The sequence below is a fragment of the Streptomyces sp. TG1A-8 genome, from assembly GCF_030499535.1.
In the GTDB taxonomy this organism is placed as follows: domain Bacteria; phylum Actinomycetota; class Actinomycetes; order Streptomycetales; family Streptomycetaceae; genus Streptomyces.
Genome location: NZ_JASTLB010000001.1, coordinates 3,419,803 through 3,445,967, shown reverse-complemented (window position 1 = coordinate 3,445,967; position 26,165 = coordinate 3,419,803). Strand labels below are relative to the sequence as shown.

29 protein-coding genes, 1 tRNA gene and 2 pseudogenes are annotated in these 26,165 nt (G+C 67.8%); 26 read left to right on the top strand and 6 right to left on the bottom strand.

The window, feature by feature from the left end:
• Window positions 1-574 precede the first annotated feature (574 nt).
• Entirely contained in the window at window positions 575-1,873 is a 1,299-nt protein-coding gene (locus QQY24_RS14885) for a phosphatase PAP2 family protein (protein WP_301976251.1), read from the top strand.
• 1,193 nt (window positions 1,874-3,066) lie between these two features.
• Here QQY24_RS14885 and QQY24_RS14880 read toward each other — a convergent pair.
• Window positions 3,067-3,426, bottom strand: coding sequence for a hypothetical protein (locus QQY24_RS14880; RefSeq protein WP_301973165.1), 360 nt, complete (start codon window positions 3,424-3,426; stop codon window positions 3,067-3,069).
• Between the two features lie 97 nt (window positions 3,427-3,523).
• Here QQY24_RS14880 and QQY24_RS14875 point away from each other — a divergent pair, with 97 nt between their 5' ends.
• From QQY24_RS14875 to xerC, 17 genes and pseudogenes are all read left to right on the top strand, one after another.
• A complete protein-coding gene (locus tag QQY24_RS14875) occupies window positions 3,524-3,838 on the top strand; it encodes a hypothetical protein (protein ID WP_301973164.1) in 315 nt (104 codons plus the stop codon).
• A 509-nt stretch (window positions 3,839-4,347) separates the two neighbouring features.
• On the top strand, window positions 4,348-4,617 hold the full coding sequence (locus QQY24_RS14870) for a CU044_2847 family protein (RefSeq protein ID WP_301973163.1): 270 nt from the start codon (window positions 4,348-4,350) through the stop codon (window positions 4,615-4,617).
• Window positions 4,618-4,627: 10 nt separating this feature from the next.
• A pseudogene (locus QQY24_RS34765) lies at window positions 4,628-5,143 on the top strand (serine protease); the annotation flags it as partial.
• A gap of 741 nt (window positions 5,144-5,884) precedes the next feature.
• Complete coding sequence (locus QQY24_RS14865) at window positions 5,885-8,779, top strand: WD40 repeat domain-containing protein (RefSeq protein WP_301973162.1); 2,895 nt, start codon at window positions 5,885-5,887, stop codon at window positions 8,777-8,779.
• A 466-nt stretch (window positions 8,780-9,245) separates the two neighbouring features.
• Window positions 9,246-10,106: a helix-turn-helix transcriptional regulator gene (locus QQY24_RS14860; protein WP_301973161.1), complete on the top strand. Its 861-nt coding sequence runs from the start codon at window positions 9,246-9,248 to the stop codon at window positions 10,104-10,106.
• Window positions 10,107-10,202: 96 nt separating this feature from the next.
• The gene (locus QQY24_RS14855) at window positions 10,203-10,592 is read left to right on the top strand and encodes an ATP-binding protein (RefSeq protein WP_301973160.1); all 390 of its coding nucleotides are present in this window, start codon (window positions 10,203-10,205) and stop codon (window positions 10,590-10,592) included.
• A 175-nt stretch (window positions 10,593-10,767) separates the two neighbouring features.
• Complete coding sequence (locus QQY24_RS14850; protein ID WP_301973159.1) at window positions 10,768-11,619, top strand: sigma-70 family RNA polymerase sigma factor; 852 nt, start codon at window positions 10,768-10,770, stop codon at window positions 11,617-11,619.
• Window positions 11,616-12,437: an integrase gene (locus QQY24_RS14845; RefSeq protein ID WP_301973158.1), complete on the top strand. Its 822-nt coding sequence runs from the start codon at window positions 11,616-11,618 to the stop codon at window positions 12,435-12,437. The genes QQY24_RS14850 and QQY24_RS14845 overlap by 4 nt, the downstream gene beginning before the upstream one ends.
• A 180-nt stretch (window positions 12,438-12,617) precedes the next feature.
• A complete protein-coding gene (locus tag QQY24_RS14840) occupies window positions 12,618-12,965 on the top strand; it encodes a hypothetical protein (protein WP_301973157.1) in 348 nt (115 codons plus the stop codon).
• 5 nt (window positions 12,966-12,970) lie between these two features.
• Window positions 12,971-14,338 (top strand): FtsK/SpoIIIE domain-containing protein, encoded by a 1,368-nt coding sequence (locus tag QQY24_RS14835; protein WP_301973156.1) that lies wholly within the window; start codon window positions 12,971-12,973, stop codon window positions 14,336-14,338.
• An 83-nt stretch (window positions 14,339-14,421) separates the two neighbouring features.
• Window positions 14,422-15,135, top strand: a complete 714-nt coding sequence (locus QQY24_RS14830) for a DUF2637 domain-containing protein (RefSeq protein ID WP_301973155.1) — start codon at window positions 14,422-14,424, stop codon at window positions 15,133-15,135.
• Between the two features lie 10 nt (window positions 15,136-15,145).
• On the top strand, window positions 15,146-15,325 hold the full coding sequence (locus tag QQY24_RS14825) for a mobile element transfer protein (protein WP_301973154.1): 180 nt from the start codon (window positions 15,146-15,148) through the stop codon (window positions 15,323-15,325).
• A gap of 14 nt (window positions 15,326-15,339) precedes the next feature.
• Window positions 15,340-15,495: a hypothetical protein gene (locus QQY24_RS14820; protein WP_301973153.1), complete on the top strand. Its 156-nt coding sequence runs from the start codon at window positions 15,340-15,342 to the stop codon at window positions 15,493-15,495.
• 20 nt (window positions 15,496-15,515) lie between these two features.
• A complete protein-coding gene (locus QQY24_RS14815) occupies window positions 15,516-15,830 on the top strand; it encodes a SpdD-like protein (protein ID WP_301973152.1) in 315 nt (104 codons plus the stop codon).
• A 113-nt stretch (window positions 15,831-15,943) separates the two neighbouring features.
• Window positions 15,944-17,287, top strand: a complete 1,344-nt coding sequence (locus QQY24_RS14810) for a replication initiator (RefSeq protein ID WP_301973151.1) — start codon at window positions 15,944-15,946, stop codon at window positions 17,285-17,287.
• Window positions 17,284-17,496, top strand: a complete 213-nt coding sequence (locus QQY24_RS14805) for an excisionase family DNA-binding protein (protein WP_301973150.1) — start codon at window positions 17,284-17,286, stop codon at window positions 17,494-17,496. The genes QQY24_RS14810 and QQY24_RS14805 overlap by 4 nt, the downstream gene beginning before the upstream one ends.
• Window positions 17,496-18,671: pseudogene (gene xerC, locus QQY24_RS14800) on the top strand (tyrosine recombinase XerC). The gene QQY24_RS14805 and the pseudogene xerC overlap by 1 nt, the downstream one beginning before the upstream one ends.
• A gap of 49 nt (window positions 18,672-18,720) precedes the next feature.
• Here the strand turns inward: xerC and QQY24_RS14795 are convergent.
• A tRNA-Gly gene (locus QQY24_RS14795) sits at window positions 18,721-18,794 on the bottom strand.
• Window positions 18,795-19,064: 270 nt separating this feature from the next.
• Between QQY24_RS14795 and QQY24_RS14790 the strand changes: the two genes are divergently transcribed.
• From QQY24_RS14790 to QQY24_RS14780, 3 genes are all read left to right on the top strand, one after another.
• Window positions 19,065-19,247: a hypothetical protein gene (locus QQY24_RS14790; protein ID WP_301976423.1), complete on the top strand. Its 183-nt coding sequence runs from the start codon at window positions 19,065-19,067 to the stop codon at window positions 19,245-19,247.
• Between the two features lie 94 nt (window positions 19,248-19,341).
• Window positions 19,342-19,917, top strand: a complete 576-nt coding sequence (gene dcd / locus QQY24_RS14785; RefSeq protein WP_067033216.1) for a dCTP deaminase — start codon at window positions 19,342-19,344, stop codon at window positions 19,915-19,917.
• Window positions 19,918-19,928: 11 nt separating this feature from the next.
• Window positions 19,929-20,429, top strand: a complete 501-nt coding sequence (locus QQY24_RS14780; RefSeq protein ID WP_301973149.1) for a phosphoribosyltransferase — start codon at window positions 19,929-19,931, stop codon at window positions 20,427-20,429.
• A 181-nt stretch (window positions 20,430-20,610) separates the two neighbouring features.
• Here the strand turns inward: QQY24_RS14780 and QQY24_RS14775 are convergent, their stop codons facing one another.
• The 4 genes from QQY24_RS14775 to QQY24_RS14760 form a co-directional block, all read right to left on the bottom strand.
• On the bottom strand, window positions 20,611-21,666 hold the full coding sequence (locus tag QQY24_RS14775) for a YIP1 family protein (protein ID WP_301973148.1): 1,056 nt from the start codon (window positions 21,664-21,666) through the stop codon (window positions 20,611-20,613).
• 303 nt (window positions 21,667-21,969) lie between these two features.
• Complete coding sequence (locus QQY24_RS14770) at window positions 21,970-22,152, bottom strand: hypothetical protein (protein ID WP_301973147.1); 183 nt, start codon at window positions 22,150-22,152, stop codon at window positions 21,970-21,972.
• Window positions 22,153-22,239: 87 nt separating this feature from the next.
• Complete coding sequence (locus QQY24_RS14765) at window positions 22,240-23,034, bottom strand: recombinase family protein (RefSeq protein WP_301973146.1); 795 nt, start codon at window positions 23,032-23,034, stop codon at window positions 22,240-22,242.
• Window positions 23,035-23,377: 343 nt separating this feature from the next.
• On the bottom strand, window positions 23,378-23,734 hold the full coding sequence (locus QQY24_RS14760; protein ID WP_301973145.1) for a MerR family transcriptional regulator: 357 nt from the start codon (window positions 23,732-23,734) through the stop codon (window positions 23,378-23,380).
• Between the two features lie 127 nt (window positions 23,735-23,861).
• Here QQY24_RS14760 and QQY24_RS14755 point away from each other — a divergent pair, with 127 nt between their 5' ends.
• The 5 genes from QQY24_RS14755 to QQY24_RS14735 all read left to right on the top strand — a co-directional run bounded on the left by QQY24_RS14755 (window position 23,862) and on the right by QQY24_RS14735 (window position 26,151).
• Complete coding sequence (locus tag QQY24_RS14755; RefSeq protein ID WP_301973144.1) at window positions 23,862-24,572, top strand: SDR family oxidoreductase; 711 nt, start codon at window positions 23,862-23,864, stop codon at window positions 24,570-24,572.
• A gap of 67 nt (window positions 24,573-24,639) precedes the next feature.
• Complete coding sequence (locus tag QQY24_RS14750) at window positions 24,640-24,936, top strand: putative quinol monooxygenase (RefSeq protein WP_301973143.1); 297 nt, start codon at window positions 24,640-24,642, stop codon at window positions 24,934-24,936.
• A 186-nt stretch (window positions 24,937-25,122) separates the two neighbouring features.
• Entirely contained in the window at window positions 25,123-25,392 is a 270-nt protein-coding gene (locus QQY24_RS14745; protein WP_301973142.1) for a hypothetical protein, read from the top strand.
• Between the two features lie 188 nt (window positions 25,393-25,580).
• Window positions 25,581-25,796 (top strand): hypothetical protein, encoded by a 216-nt coding sequence (locus QQY24_RS14740; protein WP_301973141.1) that lies wholly within the window; start codon window positions 25,581-25,583, stop codon window positions 25,794-25,796.
• A 28-nt stretch (window positions 25,797-25,824) separates the two neighbouring features.
• Entirely contained in the window at window positions 25,825-26,151 is a 327-nt protein-coding gene (locus tag QQY24_RS14735) for an antibiotic biosynthesis monooxygenase (RefSeq protein ID WP_301973140.1), read from the top strand.
• The last annotated feature ends 14 nt before the right edge of the window (window positions 26,152-26,165 follow it).

Below are 26,165 nucleotides of genomic sequence, written 5' to 3'. Positions count from 1 at the left end.
GGTCCGCGGGTGGAACGACCCCACCGCGCAAGCGCGTGCCGCGACCGGGGGCCCTTCGCCGGCGGGCACCGTGAACCGGATGCCCCCTGTCCGGCGGACTCCCCCGACGCCACCGCCGTCGCGGGTGCGGACCGCGCCGGCGCCGCCCGCGCGGCGCCCGTCCTGCCGCTCGCCGGTGATGCTGGCGCCTGCGAGGCCCCCCACGGCGAGCGCCCCGGTCGGAGACCACCCCCACGCCGGCGGACCGTGTGCCCGCAGCCGCAGCCGCAGCCGTAGCAGCCGTCGCCGGTGCCGTGCGCGGCCGGCGAGAACGGGGCCGGAACCCGGACCGTGCCTTTTCCGCCTCGTCCCCACGGGTCGCCCCCGTGAGGGGGAATGCGGTTCCGATCGAAGGGTGATGAGCCACAACCACCCTGCTGTGAGCAAGAACTAGCAAAGCTGACGAAAATTGAGACACATACCACCGCATAACTCCTCGCGAACGAAGGGGAGAGCCGAGCTCCCCGCACGGCGCCGACCACGGGCCGGACTCTGGGCCGCGGTCGCCGTCGCGGCCCTCGGGTTCCTCGTCGCGCTGGAGGTCGCCGCGCGTCACTACGGCGAACCGGGGCCGATCACCAACCAGGCGCGGGAGCTGATATCCGCCCCGAAGTCGGGCGGTCTGCTGTACGCCGCCATGGCGTTGACGATGGTGGTGCTCACCTGGCGGGAACGGTTCATCGCCGTGGGCGCGGCGATCGGTGTCGACGTCGCCCTCGCGGCGTTCCGGTGGGCGGTCGGCGCCAGGACGGCCGGCGGCGACCCCTTCGGCAACGGCGCCCTGTGGGTGATCCTGGGCTGTGCGGTCATCGCCGTCACCCGCCGCACCGGCCGGGAACGGGTCCTGCTGCTGAAAGGCGCCGGGCTGGGCCTGCTGCTGGTGGCCGGCCGCAAGACCGGCGACACCTGGCTGTTCATCACCTCGAAGACCCGCACGACGGTGCTCGACCAGTACGTGGCGACCGCCGATCACGCGCTGGGCGACCCCTCGTGGCTGGTGGGCCGGGCCGTGACGGCCACCGGACCCATCGGCTTCAACCTCCTCGACGTCGTCTACGGCCAGCTCGCGGTGGCCGCGGTCGTCGTCGCGCTGTACCAACTGCGCGACGTGGCGGCCGAGCGCCGCTTCCCGCGCCACCACCTGGTGCGCACGTTCCTGGTGATCGGCCTCCTCGGACCGGCCTTCTACCTGGTCTTCCCCGTGGTCGGACCGGTCTTCGCCTACGGCACGGGCGCCGAGCACTGGTCGGCGGTCAGCCTGTGGGCGCCGCACATGCCGCCCAGCGAGCCCTGGGCCGTGGCCGACCTGTGGCCGCGGGCGCTGCCGCCGGTCGGTGCCCCGCACCACATGCCGTTCGACGGGATCACCCCACGGAACTGCATGCCCAGCCTGCACACGGCGTGGGCGACCGCGATCTTCATACACTCCCGCAAGGGCCCGCGGCTCCTGCGCCACGCAGGAACGTTCTGGCTGATCGCCACGCTCTGCGCCACGCTGGGATTCGGCTACCACTACGGCACGGACCTCGTCGCCGGCGTGGTGTTCGTGCTCACGATCGAGGCGGCTCTGCGCTCGTTCGACCGCGGCTGGGACCGGTCGGGGATCCGGTTGGCCGCCTACGGCGCCTCGGTCTTCGCCGCGCTCCTGGTGTCGTACCGCTGCCTGCCCCTGCAGATGGCCCGGCATCCGTGGGTGGCGGGACCACTGATCGTGCTGGCCATGACCTCGGTGGTCCACGGCTACGCGCGGACCACCGCACGGTGGTCGCGGGTTCCCGCACCGGCGCGGCGCCCCGAACCGCACCCGGTGGTCGGTCGGGCGCTGCCCGAGTGAGGCGTGCACCGGCAGCGCTCGCCCGGACCCGCGCGGAACGGTGACCTCCTCGGCCCCTGGGCAGTCGGGGATCAAGGGAGTTCGGGGCGTGGCACCCGCCTTGCCCGGCGCCGCGCTCGCTGGCCGCACGGCCATCGGACTGAGGAGGGGCCGGTGACCGCGGCCGGAGGGAAGCGGCGGCACCGGGGAATCCCGCGATGCAGGTGGGGGCGGGTGGCGGTCGGCGGTCGGGAGCTCCTTCGTGCGCGCTGCCGGCGGCCACGAACCCGGCGGCCAAGAGCCCAGGAAGGCACTGGTGGGGGGTGCACGATCCGACCCGTGCTGTTCGCCGTCCACCAGGGTGCCCAGCACGCTCCTCAGGAGGGCGAGCTGGCCCATGCAGGAGTCCGACACGAGCGGCACCATCCCGTGGTGGAAGACGGCACCCGCTCCCGCAGCCTCCTCCTGCCTGCCGGTCCCTGCGCTTGGTTCCCCACCCGCACTGCGCCGCCGGTCCGAACAGGGGACGCGAGACCTCCGCGTCCGGCACCGCCGTTCAGTCGGCGACGTCGACCCCGTATCCGCGTGCGAGGGCGTCGAGGCCGTGGTCGTAGCCATGGCGCAGGGGGTGGCGGCGCTTCGGAGCGTTCAGTGGCTTCTCTCCGTCCGGTACCAGGCCTGCTGTCCAGGCCTGGCCGGGGGTGTGCGCCCGGCTTCCTCCGCCTTCCACACCGCGGTGGATGCCGACGACTGCGTGCCGAGGAACGGCCGGGGCCCGCCAGGACGAGCGGGGGAATCCCGAAGCGGGCGCGGTGGACTTCCAGGGCCACGCGGACACGTGGGGGAAGGGGCAGCCGTCGGTCTGGACGCCACCGGCCGGGAGGCCGGAGGGGCGGTCACCCGGAAGAGGCCCGACGAGCCTCCCGGCGCGGATCCGGCACGCCACGACCGATCCCCGGACACAGCAAAAAGACCCGGGTCCGTGACCTGGGCCTTCTTCGTGGAGCGGGTGACGAGAATCGAACTCGCGCTCTCAGCTTGGGAAGCTTGGGTTCTCGGTGGGCGGCTGCTTGGCTGAACTGCGGCGGAGCGGGCGCGGGGCCTGACTGACCGGCGGCCTGGTCCCCGCCGTTCCCCGTGGCTCCCTGCACGATCTGGCACGCGTATGGCACGGGCGCTGACGTCCGCTCTGCGCTTCTGCTGTGAGCCACGGACTACTCGTAGGTGGTCGCAGCCTGCAAGGCTCGTGCGAAAAAGTTCCAGTCACCGCTGGCGGGCAGATTGCGGCCGGCGTTGCTGTACCAGCCGTTTGCGTCGTCGATCCAGGCTGCCAGCGCCTCCAGGAAACCCGCGAGGTCCGCGTTCTCCCATGAGTGGCCCTCCTCGGTGTGGCTGCGGTGAAGGGCACGGACGAAGGCAGCCAGGTCTTCTCTGCTGTCGACGTGATCAGGACACATATTCACGAGCGGCACCCTACTGGGCATGCTCGTGGTGTGGTCGAGCCTGGTGAGCACCGCTTTAGGAGTTCGATCGCTCCTCGGCACCACTGGGAACGACACGGCCACGCTGGCCATGCCAGGCTGTCTGGGAGTGCTGGCGTCCGGCGCCGTTGATGTCACTTGTGGATGTCACAACGTCCCAACTACCTGCGTTCGTTGGCACGATGATTCCGTGGACGACCTGGAGCGCATCGCGGCAGAGATCACGGCGTACTACCGAGTCCTCGACGAGTGCGCCACTCGGCGGCACCACTTCCGCCACGCTGACGAAGAAGGCGGCCTCTGGTACATCGAGGCCGTACCCGATCGCGGCGAGTTGATCGTCATCAAGCAGGCCGAGCTGACTGCGGCCGGCCAGCTCCACCGATACAGCTGGGAGCACCTGGAGGACGAGCACGGCGGCCTGACAGACCAAGCAATCGATCCTGGACAGGATCCGCTGGAGGCCATCCCGGCCGAAGAGTTCCAGCGCGTGTGGACTCGGTGAGCGGTCTGGACAACCACTTTAGGAGAGAGGCGGGGTGATGCACGGGCTGAGCTGCGGCTTCGCCTGCCGAGGCAGCGGGCGGCTACTCGACCGCAGGGCACCGGCGTTGACCGTGGCTGACCCCTGTATCTGGCACGGTTGTGGCACGAATCTCAGCCGACGACAGTCAGCCACGACGGCGGGTGCGCCGGCTGACCCGGCACGCGCGTGCCTCGCTGTACCCTCATCGGCCTGCACCACGCTGCACCGCCGTCGACCAGAGCAAGCCACGACGGCAGCCACGCGATGACGGTGTCTGAGCCTTAGTTCGGGAAGCTTGGGTGCTCCAGTACCGGATGCCTAGCCGACCTGCGGCGTGCGCCTGCCGGCGTTCATCCGCTGACCTCATATCTGACGCAGACAGAGCATCAAGCTCAGACGGGGCCACTATGCTAGACGCTCTGAGCGAGGGGGAGAGACTGTTGACTACATCTCAAGTAGTTACTTACATGCTCGATGATGCTACCACTGTGCGATTCGAGATTGAGCCAACGAATGACTTCCAACCCGTGAGTGCAGATGGCGTTGCAGGTCACGTCCAAGAAGCAGTGCATCCTGCTGTCCAGGCGGCTCGCATAGTGATGCAAAAGGTGGCCGAAGTTAAACCGAGCGAAGTGCAGGTAAAGTTCGGGATCAAAGTAAACGGTACAACCAACTGGATCGTGGCAAAAACGGGCGTGGATGCCAATTTCGAAGTCACGCTGACTTGGAAGCCTGACGGCAGCAGCGCCGCAGCATAGGTAGCGCTACATGTCCGGGGCCGAGCGCGACGCTAGACCGCAGGCAGCGATGTGGGTCGCAGCCGTACACGCGTCAGAGGATGACCTGCGCCCTCTCGGATCAGGATTCGTCGCTGATGTTGATCGAGTCGTAACTTGCGCCCACGTTGTATTGCCCCTATTGAGCAAGGAAGGCAAACCCTGGGTTGCATTCCCTAAGTCAGATTACATGGGCCCTCGGAGAATCCGGGTTCGCGAGGTAATAACGCCACCGCAGCCCCAGATACAAGATGTTGCTATCCTGTATCTGGAGGACGCTCTGCCTGACGACATGTCTGCCAGGTTGAGATGCCCCAGCGCTGGAGACCTAGTGGGTGGGGACTGGTGGTCTTTTGGTTTTCCCGACGGGCAATGGATAGGTAATTCGTCCAGTGGTCTGATCGGCGAAGAGTTGAGTTACGGGTGGGTGCGCCTGGATACAGATTCGCGCTATCCCGTTCGCCCAGGGTATAGCGGGGCGGCGCTTTGGTCCCCGGACTACAATGCAGTAGTCGGCATGGTGGGACAAGCAAGCGGTGTAAGTGGGGATGCCTGCGCTATTTCACTTGCCCAAGTGGATCGATGTCTCCCTGAGCAAAAAATCCGAACCCTTAGCCAATGGAATATCGAAGCAGCAGGTGAGGCAGCACTTGCAGCCTGGGGTTGGAAGCTCGAAGGAGATCCCGAGGCAGGAAGACACTGGAAGCCGCGTGCACGCGGTGTAACTGTGGACACGGAACAGGGCTACAGGTTCCGCGGCCGTGTAGCAGCGCTTACAAAGCTTATTCATTGGATCGGTGGGCGTTACGAGCGTCGAGCTCTTGTAGTCACTGGGTCACCCGGCGTCGGAAAGTCCGCTGTACTAGGCCGGATAGTCACGACAGCGGATGCGGCAATCGCCGCGTCCCTACCATCTGAGGACGACGGCATACGGGCTCCCATCGGCTCCGTTGCCTGCGCTGTGCACGCCAAGGGAAAAACTGCCTTGGACGTGGCATGTGAGATTGCCCGAGCCGCGTCGGCTACTCTGCCGACGCAGATAGACGATCTTCCCGCTGCTCTCCACAGTGCGCTAGTTTCCCGTCCGGGCAGGGACTTCAATGTCGTTATCGATGCGCTAGACGAGACTGTAAACGCTGAGCAAGCACGTATTACAGTGGCGCGAATCGTCCTTCCCCTTGTGGAGACTTGCTCGGACGTCGGAGTTCGCGTCCTTGTTGCCACTCGACCGCGTGACGACGAGGGCAACTTGTTGGATGTCTTCGGACCCGCTGCGGAAGTTATTAACCTTGACAGTTCTGAGTTCTTCGAGCAAGCGGACCTTGCGGCGTATGCGGAGGCCACACTACGTCTTCTGGGAGATGAACGACCATGTAATCCATACCTGGATCAGAAGGTAGCAAACCCTGTTGCCCTTCGGATTGCTGATCTTTCTGAAAGGAATTTCCTAGTAGCAGGACTCGTCGCCCGCACTCATGGCTTGTATGACGACGTTGCAATTAAGCCCGAGGACGTATCCTTTACGCCAACAGTCGAAGCGGCTCTCAGGAACTACCTGCAAAGGCTTCCCGACGTTGGAGGGGTCAGGGCAGAAGTCGCACTTTCAGCCCTAGCGTACGCCGAAGCACCCGGATTTCCTCTTGATTTGTGGAAAACAGCGGTGGCGGCGATATCAGGTGTCGATCTGAGTATCTCGGCAGTGAAGAATTTTACCCGGTCATCCGCCGCTAATTTCTTGATCGAAACTAGCAATGTGGGCGAAGTGAGTCAGTATCGACTTTTTCATCAGGCATTGAACGATGCACTGATTTCCCGTCGGCGTGATGAATCCTCGCGAGAAGAGGATGAGCGGGCCATTGCTAGGTCGTTCATGGCGGAGGGGCGGTCTTTGCGATGGCAGAACTGCCCATCGTATCTTTTCAGGTCTCTCGCTGGTCACGCCCATCGGGGCAGAATTCTCGATGAGGTTCTTACGGATGACGAGTATCTGCTGCGGGGAGATCTGAGGCGGCTCATTCCACTAGCAGATGGTGGAGCAAGCGAGGCTACTCGCCACCGTGCCCAACTTCTCAGAAAAGCGCCACAGGCGATTGGTGCCAATCCTGCTGAGCGCGTTTCTCTATTCAGTGTTACTGAACTGCAGGAGCGTCTAGGCAGTGATTTCAAGGAATACCGGGCAGACACTCCTTACAGAGCTGAATGGACCACTGTAGCGCCTAGATCAGAGGAGGTTACACTCGAAGGCCACGCCGGCGGAGTCGGAGCGCTCTGCGCCGTTCAGGCTGGGGGGCGCCAGCTCCTAGCAAGCGGTAGCCGTAATGGAAACCTCCGGTTGTCTGATCCTTCGAGTGGCGAAACTATCAGGGTGCTAGAGGGCCATGCCGGTACTGTAATCGCACTTTGCAGTATTCAGACGGGAGGCCGCACCCTACTGGCAAGCATTGCAGATTCCACGAGCCGAAGGGAAAACGAGGTATGGCTTTGGGATCCGACGACTGGTATCAAAATCCGTTCACTGAAAAATGACTCTAGAGAAGGTGAAGACGCAGACGCTACTGACGCCTTTACGCTAAGAAGCGTTCGTGTTGGGGGCGAAGATATCCTCGCGATTGCACACTACAGTGGGCGAATCTCGATTTGGCATCCATCGTCTGGACGGCATCTCCGTACGGTTTCTTCCGTAAACTGGGCGGAGGTAATCTGTACGGCAACACTGAAAGGGAAAGAATTTCTTGTATGCTCGGAATCTGGAGACATAAGTGTAATTGACCCCCGCACTGGGAAAGTCGTTCGACGATTGGGAATGTCGGATGAAGGGGAATTGAATGAAGACTACTACACCGACGAACAAGAGATAAACGCGATATGCCAAGTTGTCGTTAACGATACTCCGTGTGTGGCAAGCGCTTCGACGCGAGGAGTGACTCTGCGCCGGCTAGACAACGGCAAGGCGACGCTGACAATCGAATCTCCCGGCGACCCCGTTCGCGGGCTATGCGTCGTAAGTGATGGAGAGTCGGATCTAATAGCAGGGTTTTGTGACGCAAATATTCTGCTTTGGAATCCGAAAGATGGGCGATTGGTCCGTCGTTTGAAAGGGCACACCGAGGATGTTCTCGCCGTGTGCAGTGTTCAAGTCGGTCAGCGCTCCATGTTGGCGAGTAGCGGGCTCGACAATTCGGTCCGCCTGTGGGATCCGAATTTGGCGATGGGGCACACGCTGTCTGAGATCTCGCATGGGGTTTTCGCAGTTCAGAGCTTCTCACTTCGGTCGCGTCCTTCGGTATTGTCTTGTGATTACAGTGGATCAATTCGCCTGTTGAGCGTAAAGACGGGAAACGTTGTACGTCGCCTCCGACGTGAGCCGCAAGGCGTCTTGTCAGCACTCTCTACTCAAGTGGCTGGCAGACAAGTTGTTTTGGCGGGTGGGTTTGATGGCGCTATTCGGATGCGCGAACCCCTTGCTGTAGGTGACTTCGTGCCGGTCTTTCACTCCCATACGTCACCGGTCGTCGCAATGTGTCACGTAAATGTTTTCGATTGGTCCCTCGTTGTGAGTGCCGACCAGAGCGGACTTATATGTGTCTGGGACCCGATTTCTGGAGAATGTGTACTTCGAGTCGAAGACTGGTACAGGGAGACCTACGATGTATGCAGTCTGCTGTGCGAAGGAAAACCGCTTTTTGCCTGCGCGGGTGAAGGCTTTGCTGGTGGTGCCCTTGCGCTAATGAACCCGGTGACGGGCGAGGTTGTGCGTAAGTTCGGCGCGCAGCCTGATAGCGTTTTGTGTGTCGAGGCATTCGAAGCCAATGGCAGTTCGCTGTTGGTCACCGGGGGTAGGGATGCTCTGGTTCGCATGTGGGATCCATTGAGCAGTAACTCTGTGGCTACATTTGATGGGCATACAGACTGGGTCAGGGCTGTTGCTTTTTTTCGCTCCAAGGGTAAAACCATTTTGGCCAGTGGGGGCGACGATAGAACTGTGCGACTCTGGGACCCCCTTGAGGGCAAACGGTTGATGGAGATCCCCGTTTATCATCCCGTCACGTCGATTTCTCAAGTGGGGCGATCCCTTATCGTGGGATCTAGCGCTGGCCTTCTGTCATTGTCGATCGATCCGCACTGGCATGAACGGCGGCGATGAGCTGCATTTTGCGGTGCGCGAGCTCGCACGTCGGATTAACAAGGCGGAGCGGGTTTGGCCGGTGGCCTGCCAGGTCTGGGGTCGAGCATGATCAGGGGGCCGTACGCTGGTTGGCAACTCGGGCAGGCTTTGGACCTGCCCGTAATGTGCACGAGTGGCCCCCTGGTCTTGCTCGACGCGGGACCCGGACCGGGGAGGTGGCTAAAGCCGTGGAGCCGACCGGCCCCAGCCACGACGTACTCCCTGACGTTAGGCGGCTGATTGCTGTGCGCGCGGCACGGGCGCCGGCCGGGCTGGAGCGGGGCGGAGACAGGAGCGCAGGCCCGGCCGGGGGCCGGGCCGTGCGCGGGGAGCGGAGCGAGCCGCCTTGAACCAGTAGAGAAAGTTTGAATCATGCTCGGACTGCTGGTGATCGACGTGGCCTATGCGCCCGGTCGCTGCTGTTCTGTGGTGTAGAACCCTGAACATGGGGAGTGAACGGCGGGAGCGGATGAGGGCGCTTGGTGTGCGTCTTCGGGTGCTTCGGACAGAGGCTGGCCTGACGGGTGCCGTACTGGCGCAACGGGCTGGCGTAGGGCAGCCGACCGTGTCCAAGGTCGAGACCGGGCGCATGGTTCCGAGCCTGGATGTACTCGACCGGCTCTCGCGTGCCCTCGACCTGGACGAGTCGGCCGTCCGTGAGGTGCGTGACCTCTTGGCCGCCGTGGCGGCTGCCGTGGATTCCGATGAACCGGCGGACCCTGTGCCCCTGGCGGGTCTGACCGTTGACGAAGAGGTGCGGTCCGCTCGGCTGGTGCGCTCCTTCCAGTGCGTTGTCCTCCCGGCCCTGCTCCAGAGCGCGGAGTACGCCCGGCACGTCTTCGACAGTGCGCCCCATGCGACCCCCGAAGCGGTTGGCCGGGCTGTTGCTGCTCGGGTGGAGCGGCAAAGCGTGCTGTACGAGCCAGGGCGGGAGTCGGTGTTCGTGCTGACGGAAGCCGTGCTGCGTACCTGGCCGGGAACTCCGGCGCTCATGCTCGCCCAGTTCGACCGGCTGCTGGCCGTCGAGAGCCTGAGCACGGTCCGGCTCGGTGTCATCCCCTGGCGCCGGCCGGTGCCGGTGCTGCCTCGTCATGGGTTCACCTTGTGCGACCGTCGGGCGGTCGTGGTGGAGACCTTCGACAGCGAGCGCGTCACGGACGACGACGCTGACCTGACGGCGTACGAGGAGCAGTTCGCGCGGTTCGAGGAGACCGCCATCTTCGGTGCTGAAGTGCGGGAACTGCTGTTGCGGTTGATGGAGGAGTTCCGGAGCCTGGGGGGACAGCCTCACCCCTTAGAGGAATAATTCCTCTAGATGCCTGGCCTGGTTGCCGCGTATGGGAATACTCTGCCGCTGCATCGTCTAGCCCCCTAGACGGCCCGCGACGTGAGGAGTTCTCCCATGCCTGCCCAGTGGTGCCGTGTCTTCCCTGGCCTGCCTGAAGAGGTGGCCCATGCTCGTCACTTCGTCGCCTCACTGTTGAGCGACCGCGGTCCCGTCGAGGATGCAGTCCTGGTCGTGAGTGAGCTGGCGACCAACGCCGTACGGCACACCCGGAGTGGATCGGCCGACGGCCGCTTCTTCGTGGTCGTCTGCCTGGGTGACGACTTGGTGCGTATCGAAGTTGTCGACCAGGGCGGCGACCGCGTGCCCCACCTGTGCCACGCCACCGATCGCGAAGAGGGAGGTCATGGCCTGCGGCTGATCGCAGCCTTCGCGAAAAACTGGGGGTACACGATCCGTCCCGGCGGGCGTTCTGTGTGGGCCGAACTGGTGCGAGTCAGTGCGTGAGTGCGACAGGTGCGATACGTCTGTGTTGTCGCAGCGTTGGCGGTGACCCGTGAGCCCTCGCGGCGTGCCTCGGCGGCGGGGCGGGTTCTTCGTGATCGGCGTCCGCACGGGACGGCGACTCCCACCCATTCCGTCTAGAGCCCTAGACTCCTGGTCACTGCTGGGAGGTGGGGTCATGTCGGACGAACTGCAACGGATCATGTCGATCGATGATCCATACGTGCTTCTGCGCGAGGTCACAACCCGATTGGCCGACGCCCAGCAGGAGGTGACCGAGCTGGCCCGCCTCCGCCGACGTGTGGTGCAGGACCTCCATGCGCAGGGGTTGTCGTACGCGCAGATCGCCGCGAAGGCCGGCCTCAGCCGCGGGCGGATCCACCAGATTCGGCACACCGGCCCGGCACCCGAAGGGGCCTTCCTGGCTGCGGGCGCCGTCACGGTCGTGACTCCGCTGCGATGGGACGAGGCGAAGAAGCGACCGGTCGTCGCCATGGCTGACGTGAACTCCGGCAAGCGCCTGGAAGAGCTTGCGAAGTCGTACGGGCTCGACGCCAGCTCCGGTCACGTAAGTGTGAGCGGTGAGGTCGACCTCAACCGGGACGGCCTTGTCGTCGTCTGCGGACCGGGTATGTCCCAGGCCATGAGCGATCTGTACGCCCAGGACCCGGTACTCGGCTGGGAGCACCCGGAAGGTGCACCGTGGGCACTCGTGGACCGCCGTACCGGCACGGCGTACCACGCGGGAGCGGACATAGAACCGTACCGTCCGCACGACGTCGGATACCTCGGCCGACTGGCCCGCCCGGACGGCAAAGGATCGGTGCTCGCCATTGCCGGCATCCACACGGCGGGTTCCCTCGGCGTCGTTCACTTGCTCGCCTCCGACCTCGGCGCGCTATGGGGGCAGGTGGGTGAGCGTCGCTTCTCCACCCTGGTGAGTGTCGAGTACGACCCTGAGACCGACGAACCGCAGTCCGTCGAACTGCTCTGCCCCCTCTACCTGCACGACGAGGAGGCGCCGGCGTGAACGTCGCCCTCGGCTCGCTGCCTGCCGAACCGGGACAGGAGAACGAGGACTTCGCGGCCGTCGCTCCCGGCGCGGCCGTCCTCCTCGATGGTGCTGGCGTAGCCGGGGCGGAGACCGGATGCACGCACGGCATCGCGTGGTTCTCCTCGACGCTGGGCGGGCTGCTGCTGAGCAGCATCACGGCACACCCCGTCCGGCCACTCGTCGACTGCCTCACCGACTCAATCCGGGTCGTCCGGTCCTTGCACGAGGACAGTTGCGACCTGACCTACCGGGCCAGTCCGACCAGTACGGTCGTCGCGGTCCGGACTGGCGCGGACGCCCTGGAGTACCTCGTACTCGGCGACTCGACTCTCCTCCTCACCGACAAGGCCGGGAAAACTGCCGCCATCACCGACCAGCGCTTGGACGAGGTCGGTAAGCGGCTGCGCGGGCCGGTCGACGCGCTGCCCACCGGCTCGCATGAGCACTCCGCTGCGTTGGCCGAGTACCGGGATGCCTTGACGGGGCTTCGCAATCGGCCGGACGGCTTCTGGATTGCCGGTCCCGACCCGCGGGCGGCCGAACACGCCCTGACGGGAGCGGTGCCGCTCCGCTCGCTGACGTCCGTGACGCTGCTGAGCGACGGAGCGACGCGCCTTGTCGACAGCTTCGCTCTCGCTGACTGGGAAGAACTGGTGCCTGTCCTCGGCTCGTTCGGGCCGGATGAACTGATTCGTCGCGTGCGAGAAGCGGAGGGCGGCGACCCCAACGGCCGGCGTTGGCCGCGTGGCAAGGTACGCGACGATGCGACCGCCCTTCACTGGGTGCTGCTGTAGCGGGCACACGCACTCCGCGACATACTCGTATACCCCCCTAGACAGTTGATGGGTCGTCGGTTACCGTTGTCGTCAACCCCCCTAGACAGATGGGGTGGGCCCCTCCTTGCAATGTCTAGGGGGGTATGCAGTTCGGATGGCGCCGCGTAAGGGCGCCGACAACCCAGTGAGGTACTGACAATGCGTGTGATCCCTGTGGACACGTCGGCCGCGACGCTCCTCGTCACGAAGTTGCCCGAGGTGAAGGTGCGGGACCGGCAGACCGGTGAGGTGGCCGTGGACCCGGTCACCAACCAGCGGCTCATGACGCTGGAGCTGGTGTTCATCGCGGCGGGCGGTTCGGACATGATCAAGGTGACCGTTCCCGAGCAGGGCATCGGTGAGGGCGTGGTCATGGGGGCGCCGGTCATCCTGTCCGGTCTGATGGCCCGGCCGTGGGAGAGCGAGTTCGGCGGGCGTGCGCGGCACGGCATCGCCTACCGGGCCGACGCCGTCATGGTCAACGCCCCGGCCGCGGTGCAGGGCTGACCGCCATGACCGACATTGTGCGAGTGCTGTTACCGGTCTTGCTGGTCCTGGTCGCGCTGCTGGTGGTCCGCCGTCGTATGCCGGTGGTGTTCTGGTGGCTGGTCGGGTATCCGGTCGTCGCGCTGCGGGTGCTCGCCTCGTACCGGGCGACGATGGACGCCTGCGGCTTGACGGTTCCGGCCTCGGCAGTGCGTCGGGCCACCGCCCGGATGATGGGGCGGCAGGCGGCGCCCGTACCGCCTCGCCGTTCGTTCCCGCGGCCAACCGGGTCGGGTCTGGTGATGCGGTTGCGTATGGCGGCCGGGCAGGCGCCCGAGGACTTCGCGGCCTCGGCCGACCGGCTGCGGCACGCCTGGGGCGCCCATGCCGTGCACGTGCGCCCCACCAAGCCGGGGCGGCTCGAACTGCGACTGGTCGGCTGGGATGTGCTCGCTGATGTGCGTCCCGCCCGGCGACGGCTGGTGTCCGGTCCGCTCCGCCTGCCGCTGGCGCTGCGGGAGGACGGTGAGTGGCACGTACGGGACTTCCGTACCGTGCCGCACGAACTGATCCTCGGCGCTACACAGTCCGGCAAGTCCGTCTACCTGCGCAACCTGCTGTGCGGCCTGGCCCGGCAACGGGTGGTGCTCGTCGGCATCGACTGCAAATGGGGCGTCGAACTCGCGCCCTTTGCGCCCCGGCTGTCCGCGCTGGCTGACAACCCGGACCGGGCGAACGAACTCCTCGACGCGCTGCTGGAAGAGATGGAAGCGCGGTTCCGCCTGATCGGGCTCGGCGGCGGGGCCGGTCCGGACGCCGTACTCACCTCGGACGTGTGGGGGCTGCCGGAAGCGGTGCGGCCGGTACCGGTCGTGATCGTCGTGGATGAGGTCGCGGAACTGTTCCTCGCCGCGAGCAAGGACGACGAGAAGCGTCGGGACGCCATGGTCACCAAGCTCATCCGCCTGGCCCAGCTCGGCCGCGCGGCCGGCATCTACCTGGAGGTGTGCGGGCAGCGCTTCGGCTCCGAACTCGGCAAGGGCGCGACCATGCTGCGGGCCCAGTTGACCGGCCGTGTCTGCCATCGCGTCAATGACGAGTCGTCGGCGAACATGGCGCTGGCCGACATCTCCCCGGAAGCCGCGCTGGCTGCCACCGCCATCCCGGCTGAGCGGCCCGGCGTCGCGGTCGTCGGTGACTCCTCGGGCGGCTGGTCCCGAGTCCGCTCACCACACCTCAGTCTCGAAGACGCGGCCGCTGTCTGCCGCGACACCTCGGCCCTGGTGCCGGAACTGCCCCGGCTCGACGCCTTCCGGCCCGTCGTCGCCGTCGAGTTCGCCGGGCCGGCCTCTACGGCCGTTGCCGTGCCCACCGTTCGACCGGTGACCGAGTAACCGCACTCCTCCACGGTCGGCGTGACCGTCTCGCGCCACGTCCCTACCCCCTCCATGCCCGCAACAGGAAGGAACCGGAGCCGATGCGTGCCCACCTGGTCCGCGTGGACGCCGTGATCGTCCAAGCCGTCATCGCGGGCGCCCTGTCCTTCTCACACCTGCACGACCTGGCCTCGGCGGCCGGACAGGGCGGCTGGAAGGCGTGGGCCTACCCGGTGAGCGTCGACCTGCTGCTGGTCGCCGCCTGGCGTCGGATGCGCCAACCACAGCGAGCGGGACAGGCGGCCGGGGGGCCGCGGCTGTGGTTCGTCGTTGCCCTGGCCGCATCCCTCGGCGCCAACATCGCCACCGCCGGACTCCTCGACCTGGACCACGTTCCTGCCCCGCTCCGTGTCGTGGTCGCGGGCTGGCCCGCTGTCGCCTTCTTCGGCGGCACGCTCCTGGCCCACACCCCACACGACCCGGCGGTGGCGGCCTCCCCGGTGCCGGACACGAGCACGCAGCCGCGCCCTGCCCCGGCCACGGACGACGAGACCGGCCGGACCGCGTCACCGGCGCCGCTCACCGATTCGGCGCCTCCTCCCGAACTGACCACCACCGCCGAACCGAACGACAGCCCGGCCCTGATCCCAGCACCCGTGGTCGCTGTCCCGCTGCCGCCCGCCCTGGTCGACCGCGTCCGGGCCCTGGCCGACGAACACCGCTCGGCCACCGGCCGCCCCGCCGACCCCGACGCCGTACGGGCCCGGCTCGGCCTGCCCCCGTCCATGACCGCATCCGTCGCCGCCCACCTCTGAGAGGAACACCATGCACCGGCGCTTCCGCAACGTCCGCCGCATCGGACCCGTGAACGTCGCCTCCTACCTCGACCGCGGCAAGAACCGCCACCTGGCCGCCTGCACCGCACCCCGCTGCGACTTCTCCGCCGAGTACGACAGCCGGGCCGCCGCCGAACTCGCCGCCCGTACCCACCACTGCTCGGCCTGATAGGAGACCCCCGCATGAACGTCCCGCTCTGGCTCGCCCTGCTCTGCGTCGGGGTCCTGGGCGTCAAGCTCATCCGCCCGCCCTGGTGGCTCATCGCCGCCCTGCTCCTCGGTGGCTACCTCCTCGCCGACAGCCTTCTGGCCCCCGTCATCGACTCCATCGTCAAGTAACCCCGGAAGGAGACCCGCCCATGTTCCAGCCGAAGATCCCGACCATGCCCCAGCCGACCGGCCTGCTCACCCCGCCCGCCGTCATCCAGCCGACCGCCGTCGCCCCGGCACCGGCCCAGCAGCCGGCCTTCGTCGCCTCTGCGGCTGTGGCGCCGTCCCGTCCGGCCGTCCAGCTCACCCCTAAGACCGCGCTCGCCTTCATCGGTGGCGGCACCGCCGTCGTCCTGGTCGTCGGCGTCGTCCTCGTCTCGATGCTCCTCGCCGTTGCCGTTACGGCCGTGTCCGTCGCCGTGTGCGCCGTCGTCATGCGCTCCGTCCTCCTCGGCCGCCGCTGATTCGCCTGCTCCTACTCGCGTCCGGCCTGCCTGTGCTGTCTAGCCCCCTCGACAAATAGCAGGCCGGGTGCCGCTCGTCCCCAGCACCCGCACTCGCAAGGAGAACACCGCACATGCACGCCCCGGCTCCGACTGGAGCCATCCGCCACCTGACCGCGCTCGCCCGGTACGGCGACCTGGGCGCCTACGCCCGGCAGGTCCAGCGTCTCGGCGGCTGCGAGCGGCCCGTACGGATGGAGGGCCACCGGCTCGACGTTCACGCCGCCACGGGTGAGATCGTCCGGGAAATCATCGACCGCGACCTTCCGGCCGGACAGCTCCTCATTCGCTGCAACAACCGTCGGGCCACCCGGTGCGCCGCCTGCGCCGAGGTGTACCGCAAGGACACCTTCCACCTCGTCACGGCCGGGCTGAGCGGCGGCAAGGGCATCGGCCCGGCCGTCGCCCAGCACCCCCGCGTCTTCGCCACCTTCACCGCCCCCTCGTTCGGGCCCGTTCACAACCGCCCCGCCGGCGGCCGGTGCCGTTGCGGACGCTCCCACCCGGACGACGACCCCGCCCTCGGCACACCCCTCGACCCGGACCGCTACGACTACCGCGCCGCCGTCCTGTGGAACGCGCACGCCGGGGCACTGTGGGGCCGCTTCACCACCTACCTGCGCCAGCAGCTCGCCTCCCGCGCGGGCATCGGCCGCTCCGCACTGCGCCACTGCCTCAAGGTCTCCTACGCCAAGGTCGCCGAGTACCAGCGGCGCGGGGCCGTCCACTTCCACGCCGTCATCCGCCTCGACGGCCCGGACGGCGCAGAAGACACCCCACCGGCCTGGGCCACCACCGAACTCCTCACCGACGCGATCCGCTCGGCGGCCCGCCTCGCCGAGACACCCGGACCCGTGCTCGACGGCCGCCCGTACTCCTTCCGCTTCGGCACGCAGCTCGACATCCGCCCCATCCGCTCCGCCGACTTCGCGGGCACCTCGGAGCTGTCCAGCCGGGCCGTTGCCGCGTACATCGCCAAGTACGCCACTAAGGGCGCCGAGACCGCAGGCACCCTGGACCGGCGCATCCGCAACCCGATCACCGACCTGATCGGCTCGGGCGTCACCGACCACGCCCGGCGGATGATCCTCACCTGCTGGCACCTCGGGGCGCTGCCGGAACTCGAAGACCTGCGCCTGCGCAAGTGGGCCCACATGCTCGGCTTCCGCGGCCACTTCTCCACCAAGTCCCGCGCCTATTCCGTCACCCTCGGCGCCCTCCGCCAGGAACGCGCCGACCACAACGAAGCCCTCACCCGCGAACGCGCGGCCCAGGCCGGCCACCCACTGCCCGACCCGGACACCGTCCTCGTCCTCTCGCACTGGCGCTTCGCCGGCACCGGCCTCACCGCCGCAGAAACCTGGCTGGCCGCCACTCGTGAACCCGTCTCCGGGACGGAAGGAGTTCCCGCCACATGAACGACCGCTACCTGTCCGTCGACCAGGTCGCCGAGTTGCTCGGCACCTCCGTCCGGTTCCCTCGGCGGCTCATCGAGGAACGACGCATCCGGTACGTGAAGGTCGGCCGTCATGTACGCATCCCGGAGAGCGCGGTGCGGGAGTTCATCGACTCGCACACGGTGCAACCGCTGAGGCGTTCCCGTGCCCGCTACGGGAGGGCTGCCTGATGGCGAACGACAAAGGGCGGCGGCGCCGCTTCGGAGCGATCCGGCGGCTTCCTTCCGGCCGCTATCAGGCGCGTTATCCGGGCCCGGACGGGGTCATGCGCCCGGCTCCCTTCACCTTTGAGACGATCGCCGACGCCGACGACTGGCTCGCCGAGAAACAGACCGAGATCCGCCGGGGCGAGTGGAGAGACCCCGAAGCGGGCGCGGTGAGCTTCCGCGCCTACGCGGACAAGTGGGTTGAGGAACGGGAGCTGGCCCCGCTCACGCGTGATCTCTACCGGTACCTCCTCGACAAGCACCTGGCCGCCTTCACGGACTCGGACCTGGACTTGGACGAGATCACCGCCCCGCGCATCCGTGAATGGCGTGCCGAGCGGCTGCGTGTCACCGGGGCCAAGACGATCACCGCCAAGGCGTACCGGCTCCTCAAGGCCATCATGGAAACGGCCGTGGATGACGAGCTGATCGCGCGCAACCCGTGCCGGATCAAGGGTGCCGGCAAGGAGAAGGCGGCCGAGCGGCGCATTGCCACCGTCGCCCAGGTCGACGCGCTCGCCGAAGCTGTCGGCATGCGGTGGCGGCTCATGGTCTACCTCGGCGCCTACGGTCCGATGCGGCCGGAAGAGCTGGCCGGCCTCCGCCGCCGGGACGTCGACCTCGACAACCTCCGCGTCCGGGTCCGCCTCGCCGAACCGGAGCGGATGAACGGGCGACGCGTCCAGGGCGACACCAAGTCGGAGGCCGGAACCCGGACTGTGATCCTTCCCGCTTTCCTCCGCCGGGAGCTGGGCTGGCATCTGGAGTCGTTCGCCGAGTCGGGGCCTGACGGGCTCCTCTTCGTCGGGGAGAAGGGCGCCCCCTTCCGGCGCAGCACCTTCGGGCGGCGGTGACGGAAGGCACGGGAGATCGTCGGCATGCCCGAGGGCTTCCGCTTCTACGATCTCCGGCACACCGGGCACACGCTCTCGACCCGCTCGGGCGCCACGCTCAAGGACACGATGGTGCGGGCCGGGCAGTCGTCCGAGAAAGCCGCGCTGATCTATCAGCACTCCGACGACGAGCGGCAGGAAGAGGTCGCCGCCGGCCTCGACGCCACCGTCCGGAAGGCACGGGCCGCCGCGGCACGGAAGGCGTCCGACGAGCCTTCTGGCACGGATCTGGCACGCGACGAGTGAGCACACCGCACAGCAAAAAGGCCCGGGTCCGTGACCTGGGCCTTCTTCGTGGAGCGGGTGACGAGAATCGAACTCGCGCTCTCAGCTTGGGAAGCTGATGTTCTACCATTAAACTACACCCGCGTAAGTCGGACGGATCGACCTGGTGAGGTCGAGGCCCCGACGTTCGCTCACTTTACATCATCGCGGACCCCCGGTGCCCGGACCGGGGGTCCGCGTGCGTTGTAGGCGTGGGATCCCGCTGCGGGGGAACAGGGTGGGGGGCTACGGTGAAGGTGTGGGAGAGGGGCCGGGCGGGGCTGGAGTGCCGCCTGGAGAGTCGTCTCTTTGATCCCGTAATGTGGCTTTCGCCGTCCGGGCAGCAACGCCGGACGCGGCTCTTGGGGAAGGGACTTGAGGGACTTGAGAGACCTGATGGAACGCACCGTCGTGCGCTGTGCGGACGGACACGTCTTCGGCACCACTTCGTTCCCGATGCAGCAGGCCGAACGGCTCGGACCCGGCCGACTGGTCAGGTGCCCGCGGTGTGCCCGCCTCCGCAGCGCGGTGCCGGTCGCCCTGGAGGAGCAGCACTAGGGGCGCGGCGGGAGCGGCGCAGGCCGAGCGGATCACAGGCGCGCTGAGTCGTCACGATTGTCACGGCTCCGCGCGCCTTGCGTATCCTCGGGACGTGCTTCTCTCAGACAAGGACATCCGGGCCGAGATCGACGCCGGGCGGGTACGGATCGATCCCTACGACGAATCCATGGTGCAGCCGTCGAGCATCGACGTACGGCTGGACCGGTACTTCCGGGTGTTCGAGAACCACCGGTACCCGCACATCGACCCCTCGGTCGAGCAGGCCGACCTGACGCGGCTGGTGGAGCCCGAGGGCGACGAGCCGTTCATCCTGCACCCCGGGGAGTTCGTGCTGGCGTCGACGTACGAGGTCATCACGCTGCCCGACGACCTCGCCTCGCGGCTGGAGGGGAAGAGCTCGCTGGGACGGCTCGGGCTCGTCACGCACTCCACCGCCGGGTTCATCGACCCGGGGTTCAGCGGACACGTCACCCTCGAACTGTCCAACCTCGCCACCCTCCCCATCAAGCTCTGGCCCGGCATGAAGATCGGCCAGCTGTGCATGTTCCGGCTCAGCTCGCCCGCCGAGTCCCCGTACGGCAGCGAGCGCTACGGCTCCCGGTACCAGGGGCAGCGCGGGCCCACGGCCTCGCGATCCTTCCTGAACTTCCACCGGACCCAGGTGTGAGGGCGGACGACATGAGCGGTGACGTGCGGGAGAACCTGACCTACGAGCGGTTCGGCACCGCCGTCCGCGAGCTGGCGCAGACCATCGCCGACGACGGGTACGAGCCGGACGTCGTGTTGAGCATCGCCCGCGGCGGGGTGTTCGTCGCCGGCGGGCTCGCCTACGCCCTGGACTGCAAGAATATCCACCTGGTGAACGTCGAGTTCTACACCGGGGTGGGCACCACCCTGGAGATGCCGGTCATGCTGGCGCCCGTGCCCAACCGCATCGACTTCTCCGACAAGAAGGTGCTCATCACCGACGACGTCGCCGACACCGGCAAGACGCTCAAGCTGGTGCGCGACTTCTGCCTCGACGCGGTCGCCGAGGTGCGCTCCGCCGTGATCTACGAGAAGTCCCACTCGCTCGTGAAGTGCGAGTACGTGTGGAAGCGGACCGAGGACTGGATCAACTTCCCGTGGAGTGTCCTGCCTCCCGTGGTGAGGCGGGCCGGGCAGGTCCTCGACGCCTGAGGGCGCGCGCCGACCGGTCCCGCGACGGGCGAGGGCCCCCGGCCCGCACCGTGTGCGGCTTGGGTTCTAACGGTCCTCGCAACACCCGCGATGTGCGGGGGGTGCGAGGACCCCTTGAACCCAAGCGGACGGAGGCCCTCCCGTGTGCGCGGGCGGGGCCGGCGGGGCGTGCCCGGGCCTGCTAGAACGTGCCCAGCTTCACGATCGACAGCAGCGCGGCCAGCTGGATCGCCGACGCGCCCAGCGCCTTCGGCCAGGGCAGGTCGTGGGAGCGGGCGACCATCAGGGTGAGCAGGGCGCCGGCGCCGATCCAGGTGGCCCAGCCCAGGATCTGCACGAAGCCGGCGTCGCCGCCGAAGAACATGGCGAAGACCAGGCGGGGTGCGTCCGTGAGGGACGTGATCAGCATGGACAGGCCGACGGTGGGCTGCCAGGCGCCGTCGCCGCCGAGCTGGCGGGCCAGCGTGTGCGTGACCACGCCCAGGACGAACAGGCCCAGCACCATCACGACCGCGGTCACCAGGACGATCGGCACCGCGTTGGAGAGGGTGGCGCTGATCGCGTCCGCGCGGGCGCCGTCGAAGCCGAAGACGGCGAGCAGGCCGTACAGGAAGGTGACGATGAGCGCCGGGGTCCACATCGTGTAGTCCCGCATGCGCAGGAAGGTCTGGTCGGGGGAGAGGAGGACTCCCCGCAGCAGCTCCTTCCAGTGCAGGGGCGGGCCGGCCGGGGCCGTGCCGGCGTGGTAGGTCGCGCCCTGGGTGTAGCCGGAGGCCTCGTCGATCGAGAAGGCCTGGGTGTGGCCCGGGTTGTTGGCCGCGTACGGGTCCGGTGTGCCGGCCCGGTCCGGGTGGCCGCCGTCGCCGAAGTACTCGGGTCCGTCGTCGGCCGGGCCGGGGCGGCCGTACGCCGGTCCCTGCCCGTACGGCGGCTGCGGCGCCGGCGGGTAGCCGTAGGACGGACCCTGCTGTCCGTACGACGGCGTGCCCTGCTGTCCGTGCCCGTACGGCGGCCGCGCGGGCTGCCCCTGGCCGTGACCGTGACCACGTCCCTGGGCGGGCCCGTGTCCGTGTCCGTACGACGGTCCCTGCGGCGCCTGCTGTCCTTGGGGGGTGCGGTTGTCCCGGTCCCCGCGTCCGATCCTGAATCCAGCCACGTCATCGAACGTACCTGGTCCCGCCGGGTCATGTGCCGGGCCCGGCCACCCGGACCCGGCTTTGCGGCCGACCTGTGACATCCCCTAAGGGACCGTCAGGGCATTGTCCGGGGGATGTGTCGGGGGACGGGTCGGGGCGGACGTCAGGGTGTAGAGCAGGGGGTGGGCTGGGATCCGGCGGGACGGGGCCCGGCCTCGGTCCCGGCCCGAATCAGTCCGGCCCGAATCAGTCCGGCCCGAATCAGTCCGGCCCGAATCAGTCCGGCCCGAATCAGTCCGGGCCGGATCGGCCCAGCCCGGCCGGGCTCAGCAGCTCAGTCCAGGAAGCCGCCACCGAACTCGGGAAGCCGAGTCCTGCCGGTCGTGGGCGGTGTGCCGCTCGGGTCACTTGCCGGCCGCCTCCCACAGCGTCACCGCGAGCGCCGTGCACGCGGTGACCGCCGCGAGCGACGGCAGGGGCCAGCGGGAGCGCTCCGGGGTCGGGTCCGAGTAGTCGCCGTACAGGAAGTAGCGCTGAGATTGATCATGGCCACTGAGCTGGCCGAACCTGTCTGCGCTGGATGTCACATGGCCTGATGGCCGCCGACGTCTCCGCCGGGGTCGTCGGCCGTGTTCTCGTATAGCTGCCGTCAGGTGGCGAGTAAGGCTGAGTAACTACACGGGGCTGCGGTCGCGCTGCTGGAGGACGGCGAGGTCGGCTTGCGCCGTCTCGACGGCCTCCGGGTACGCCCGGGCTTTCCCGTGTTCGGCCAATGCCCGGTAGATGCTGGAGAGGCTGGGGTTCTGCCCCTTGCGCTTGCCGGTGGGGATGATCAGGTCGGGCTGGATCTGCTCGGCGGACTCACCGGGCGTCTTGCGTCGGAGCACGGTGTGCAGCATGTCGTCGGTGATGACCGGGGGCCGGCCGCCGTACTTGCCCTTGCGGGCCGCGGTCTCCAGCCCCTCCAGGGTCGATTCTCGGATGTTCTCCCGCTCGGTCTCCGCCATCGCGGCGAAGAAGCCGAACAGCAGCTTGCCGGGGCCGGTGGGGTCGTAGATGCCGGGCAGCGGCCCAGCGAGCATCTCCAGCACCAGGCCACGCTCGGTCAGATGGTCCGCGAGGGCGGTGAGCTCCGCCGCGTCCCGTCCGAGTCTCTTCATCTCGAACACGGTGAAGATGACCCGGCAGTGCGGGGCATGCGCCTCGACCTCCCGGGCGGTCCTCAGCGCCTCCTCGAACCGCGGTCGGACCTTGATCCGGGTGCTGACCTTCTCGCTGAAAATCCTGTCCCTGCTGATGCCGTGCTTGGCGAGCGCGTCCAGCTGCGAGTCGAGTTCCTGGCCAAGGTGCGAGCAAGGGGCGTACCCGATGCGGATGTCCGCGCTCGGCAGACCGGGATCGACGGCCGCGGGCACCGACTTGCCGGGGCGCCAGGGCTGCCCCGGCCTTCGGTTGGCCGGGGCCGGCACCCTCAGTTCCTTCGCCGGTTTCGGCACCTTGGTGAAGCGGCCGGTGTGGTATGCGCTCGTGACTGCCCCGCTGCGTGAGCGGCACGGCGAGCCGGGGCGGCCTTGTACTTCGGGCACGGGTGGCGCTCGATGAGGTCGGCTCCGGACTCAGGTCCGGCGGAAGGTCCTTGAGGATCCGTCACGGACCCGGATTTTCACACAACGCAAGTCTCGGAACCCTCTTCCGGCCGCCTTTGCGTGCGAACGGGCTCTGAGAGTCGATCCGCTTCTCGGTGGCCTTCACTCTGCCTCTTTTGATCTTGCTCGGACAAAGGGTCGTTTGTGAGAGCGGCGGGCCGGGTGATCAGCTTGATACCACGCCCGCCGCGATGACGCACTCGATGACGCGGTCGAGTTTGGTCTTGGCGCGGGTCAGGTCCTGGATGCGTTCGGTGATGCGGTCACGTTCGGTGGTGAGCTGGTCCAGTACGGCGGGGGTGGCGACGCCGGTGCTCACGCATGGCAGGAGCTCGACGACGGTGCGGCTGGAGAGGCCGGCGGCGAAGAGATCCTGGATGAGCTCGACCCGTTCCAGAGCGTCGTCGGAGTAGTCGCGCTGCCCGCCGGGGGTCCGGGTCGATTCCAGGAGCTGCTGCTCCTCGTAGTAGCGAAGTGCCCGCACGCTGACCCCCGAGCGTCTGGCGAGCTGTCCGATGCGCATGACGCAGGTCACTCCGTTTCCGCTTGTACCTCACGTTGACGTCAGGTTTTACGTTATCAACGCCGTCGGAGTCCGGCGGGAACCATGGGCCGACGTACCTGGCCCACGTCAGCGAAAGGGCAGGATCATGGACATTGCCGGAGCGACGGCGCTGGTCACCGGCGCGAACCGCGGGATCGGGCGCCATTTCGCCGCGCAGCTCGTCCAGCGGGGCGCGAAGGTCTACGCGACCGCACGACGGCCCGGCAGCATCGACCTGCCGGGCGTGGAAGTCCTGCAGCTCGACATCACCGACCCGGCCTCGATCGAGGCCGCCGCAGCGGCGGCCACCGATGTCGACCTGCTGGTGAACAACGCCGGGATCTCCACCGGAACCAACCTCCTGGGCAGCGACCTCGACGACGTGCGGCGCGAGCTGGACACGCACCTGTGGGGCAACCTGAACATGGTCCGCGCCTTCGCCCCCGTCCTGGCCGCCAACGGCGGAGGGGCCATCGTCAACGTGCTCTCGGCCCTGTCGTGGTTCTCCTATGACGGCAGCAACGCCTACGCGGTGGCCAAGGCGGCTGAGTGGAGCATGACAGGCGGCATCCGCCTGGAACTCGCCGGTCAGAACACGCTGGTCACCGGCGTCGTCCTGGGGGCGGCCGACACCGACATCATGGCCGGCGTCGACTACGACGGCCCCCTCACCGACCCCGCCGACGTCGCCCGCGCCGCACTCGACGGCGTCGAGAAGGGCCTCATCGAGGTCATCGTCGACGACTGGAGCGCCTACGTGAAGGCGTCCCTGGCTGCCGACCCCGCCGACTTCTACCAGCAACTGCTCGCCGGCTGACCCCTGCGAGCAAGGCGCTCCCAAGGGGGCGCTTCCCGAACAATTCGAACCCCAGAGGAGAAGCACCGTGAACGACACCGTCATGATCATCGCTGAGAGCAACGCCGCCGAAGGCAAGGCCGACCAGGTCCGCTCCCTGATCCAGAGCGTCGTGGAACGTACCCGCGCCGAAGACGGCTGCCTGCGCTACGACCTCCTGCGCGACCTGGACGACGACAGCCACATGATCCTCATCGAGGAATGGCGCGACCAGGCGGCCCTCGACGCCCACCTCGCCAGCGAGCACCTCACCAGCCTGTTCCAGGAGATGATGCCGCTCCTGGCCGGCGAAGGCCGCGGAACCCGCGTCTCCCGCGTTCTTTGACCCTGCCGACGCCGGGCACGCACCACGCCCGTGCCCGGCCTGCCCCCGGTCCCGGGACCGGTACGACGAACGGACCGGAGTCAGCCCGATGTTGCACGCCTCGGACACCGTGCTGTTTTCCTCTGCGGAAATTCACGCGCGCGGCCGTGTGCCGCGGACCCGGGGGTTCGCACCCGGGCGAGGCGCGTGGGGACCCGCACCGACGACGGCCGTACCGAACTCCTGGTGCGGTTCTCCACGCCGGCCGGCTCCAAGAAGGTCAGCGTCGGGCCGTTCAAGTGGACGACCGTTCCCGTGGGCGGCACCGTCGAGGTCGTGTGCGACCCGGAGGGCCTGGGCAACGTCCTGACGCCCGACGAGATCACGTCCGGCAGGACCACCCTGCTGTCCACCGTCGGGTCCGCCCTGTTGCTCGCGCTCCGCGTGCTGGTGATCGTCGTCGACGCCCTCGGCTGAGCGGAGGGTCCGGCCGGGGCGCGAAGTCCATGAGGGGCGCGGGCGGGGGCCATCACGGCCGGAAAGCGACCGCACGCGGCTCCGCCCGGTCCGCCGGAGGGCGCGCGGCCGGGTCCGCCGCTGCCGCCGGGGCCCGACGGGGAGAGTCCCGGCGGGAGGACCACCGGGACTCCTTCGGTCACGGAGCCGTGACCGAGCCCTCAGGACAGCTCGTCGCAGGGGTGCGGACGCGCGGTCGGCGGGCCGGACGGGTGCGGCCCGGCCTCTCCGCCGAGCAGGCGGCGGCCGCCCCGGGCATCCCGGAGCACCTGCGGGCCGCGTTCGTCCAGATCACCGAGCGACTGCGGGTGGGCGCCGCGGGAACCGCGCCGGAGACCGGGGCCGACGGGCGGGCGCGGCCCTGAACGACGCGGCGTGGGTCAGTATGGGTCCATGAGCGTAGTGAAGATCAATGTGCTGACCGTGCCCGCCGAGCAGCGGGAGGTGCTGGAGAAGCGGTTCGCCTCGCGGGCCCACGCCGTGGAGGGCTCCGACGGCTTCGAGTGGTTCGAGTTGCTGCGGCCCGTCGAGGGCACCGACACCTACCTGGTGTACACGCGCTGGCGGGACGAGGAGTCGTTCCGGGCGTGGATGGAGGGCCCGATGAAGTCCGCGCACCAGGGCGGCGCAGAGGGCGGCGAGCGGCCCCGGCCGGCCGCCTCGGGTTCCACCCTGTGGTCCTTCGAGGTGGTGCAGCAGGCGGGGCCGAAGAACGCCTAGCGCGGCGCCGCGCA

Excerpts from the sequence above, each read along its gene's own strand:
- QQY24_RS14855 (WP_301973160.1), top strand. The coding sequence starts at position 10,203 with ATGCCTGCCCAGTGGTGCCGTGTCTTCCCTGGCCTGCCTGAAGAGGTG.
- QQY24_RS14760 (WP_301973145.1), bottom strand. The coding sequence starts at position 23,734 with ATGCGCATCGGACAGCTCGCCAGACGCTCGGGGGTCAGCGTGCGGGCA.
- QQY24_RS14735 (WP_301973140.1), top strand. The coding sequence starts at position 25,825 with ATGAGCGTAGTGAAGATCAATGTGCTGACCGTGCCCGCCGAGCAGCGG.
- QQY24_RS14840 (WP_301973157.1), top strand. The coding sequence starts at position 12,618 with ATGCGTGTGATCCCTGTGGACACGTCGGCCGCGACGCTCCTCGTCACG.
- QQY24_RS14825 (WP_301973154.1), top strand. The coding sequence starts at position 15,146 with ATGCACCGGCGCTTCCGCAACGTCCGCCGCATCGGACCCGTGAACGTC.
- QQY24_RS14805 (WP_301973150.1), top strand. The coding sequence starts at position 17,284 with ATGAACGACCGCTACCTGTCCGTCGACCAGGTCGCCGAGTTGCTCGGC.
- QQY24_RS14860 (WP_301973161.1), top strand. The coding sequence starts at position 9,246 with ATGGGGAGTGAACGGCGGGAGCGGATGAGGGCGCTTGGTGTGCGTCTT.
- QQY24_RS14775 (WP_301973148.1), bottom strand. The coding sequence starts at position 21,666 with ATGTCACAGGTCGGCCGCAAAGCCGGGTCCGGGTGGCCGGGCCCGGCA.
- QQY24_RS14815 (WP_301973152.1), top strand. The coding sequence starts at position 15,516 with ATGTTCCAGCCGAAGATCCCGACCATGCCCCAGCCGACCGGCCTGCTC.
- QQY24_RS14755 (WP_301973144.1), top strand. The coding sequence starts at position 23,862 with ATGGACATTGCCGGAGCGACGGCGCTGGTCACCGGCGCGAACCGCGGG.
- QQY24_RS14880 (WP_301973165.1), bottom strand. The coding sequence starts at position 3,426 with ATGGCCAGCGTGGCCGTGTCGTTCCCAGTGGTGCCGAGGAGCGATCGA.
- QQY24_RS14820 (WP_301973153.1), top strand. The coding sequence starts at position 15,340 with ATGAACGTCCCGCTCTGGCTCGCCCTGCTCTGCGTCGGGGTCCTGGGC.
- QQY24_RS14780 (WP_301973149.1), top strand. The coding sequence starts at position 19,929 with ATGAGCGGTGACGTGCGGGAGAACCTGACCTACGAGCGGTTCGGCACC.
- QQY24_RS14835 (WP_301973156.1), top strand. The coding sequence starts at position 12,971 with ATGACCGACATTGTGCGAGTGCTGTTACCGGTCTTGCTGGTCCTGGTC.
- QQY24_RS14810 (WP_301973151.1), top strand. The coding sequence starts at position 15,944 with ATGCACGCCCCGGCTCCGACTGGAGCCATCCGCCACCTGACCGCGCTC.
- QQY24_RS14830 (WP_301973155.1), top strand. The coding sequence starts at position 14,422 with ATGCGTGCCCACCTGGTCCGCGTGGACGCCGTGATCGTCCAAGCCGTC.
- QQY24_RS14850 (WP_301973159.1), top strand. The coding sequence starts at position 10,768 with ATGTCGGACGAACTGCAACGGATCATGTCGATCGATGATCCATACGTG.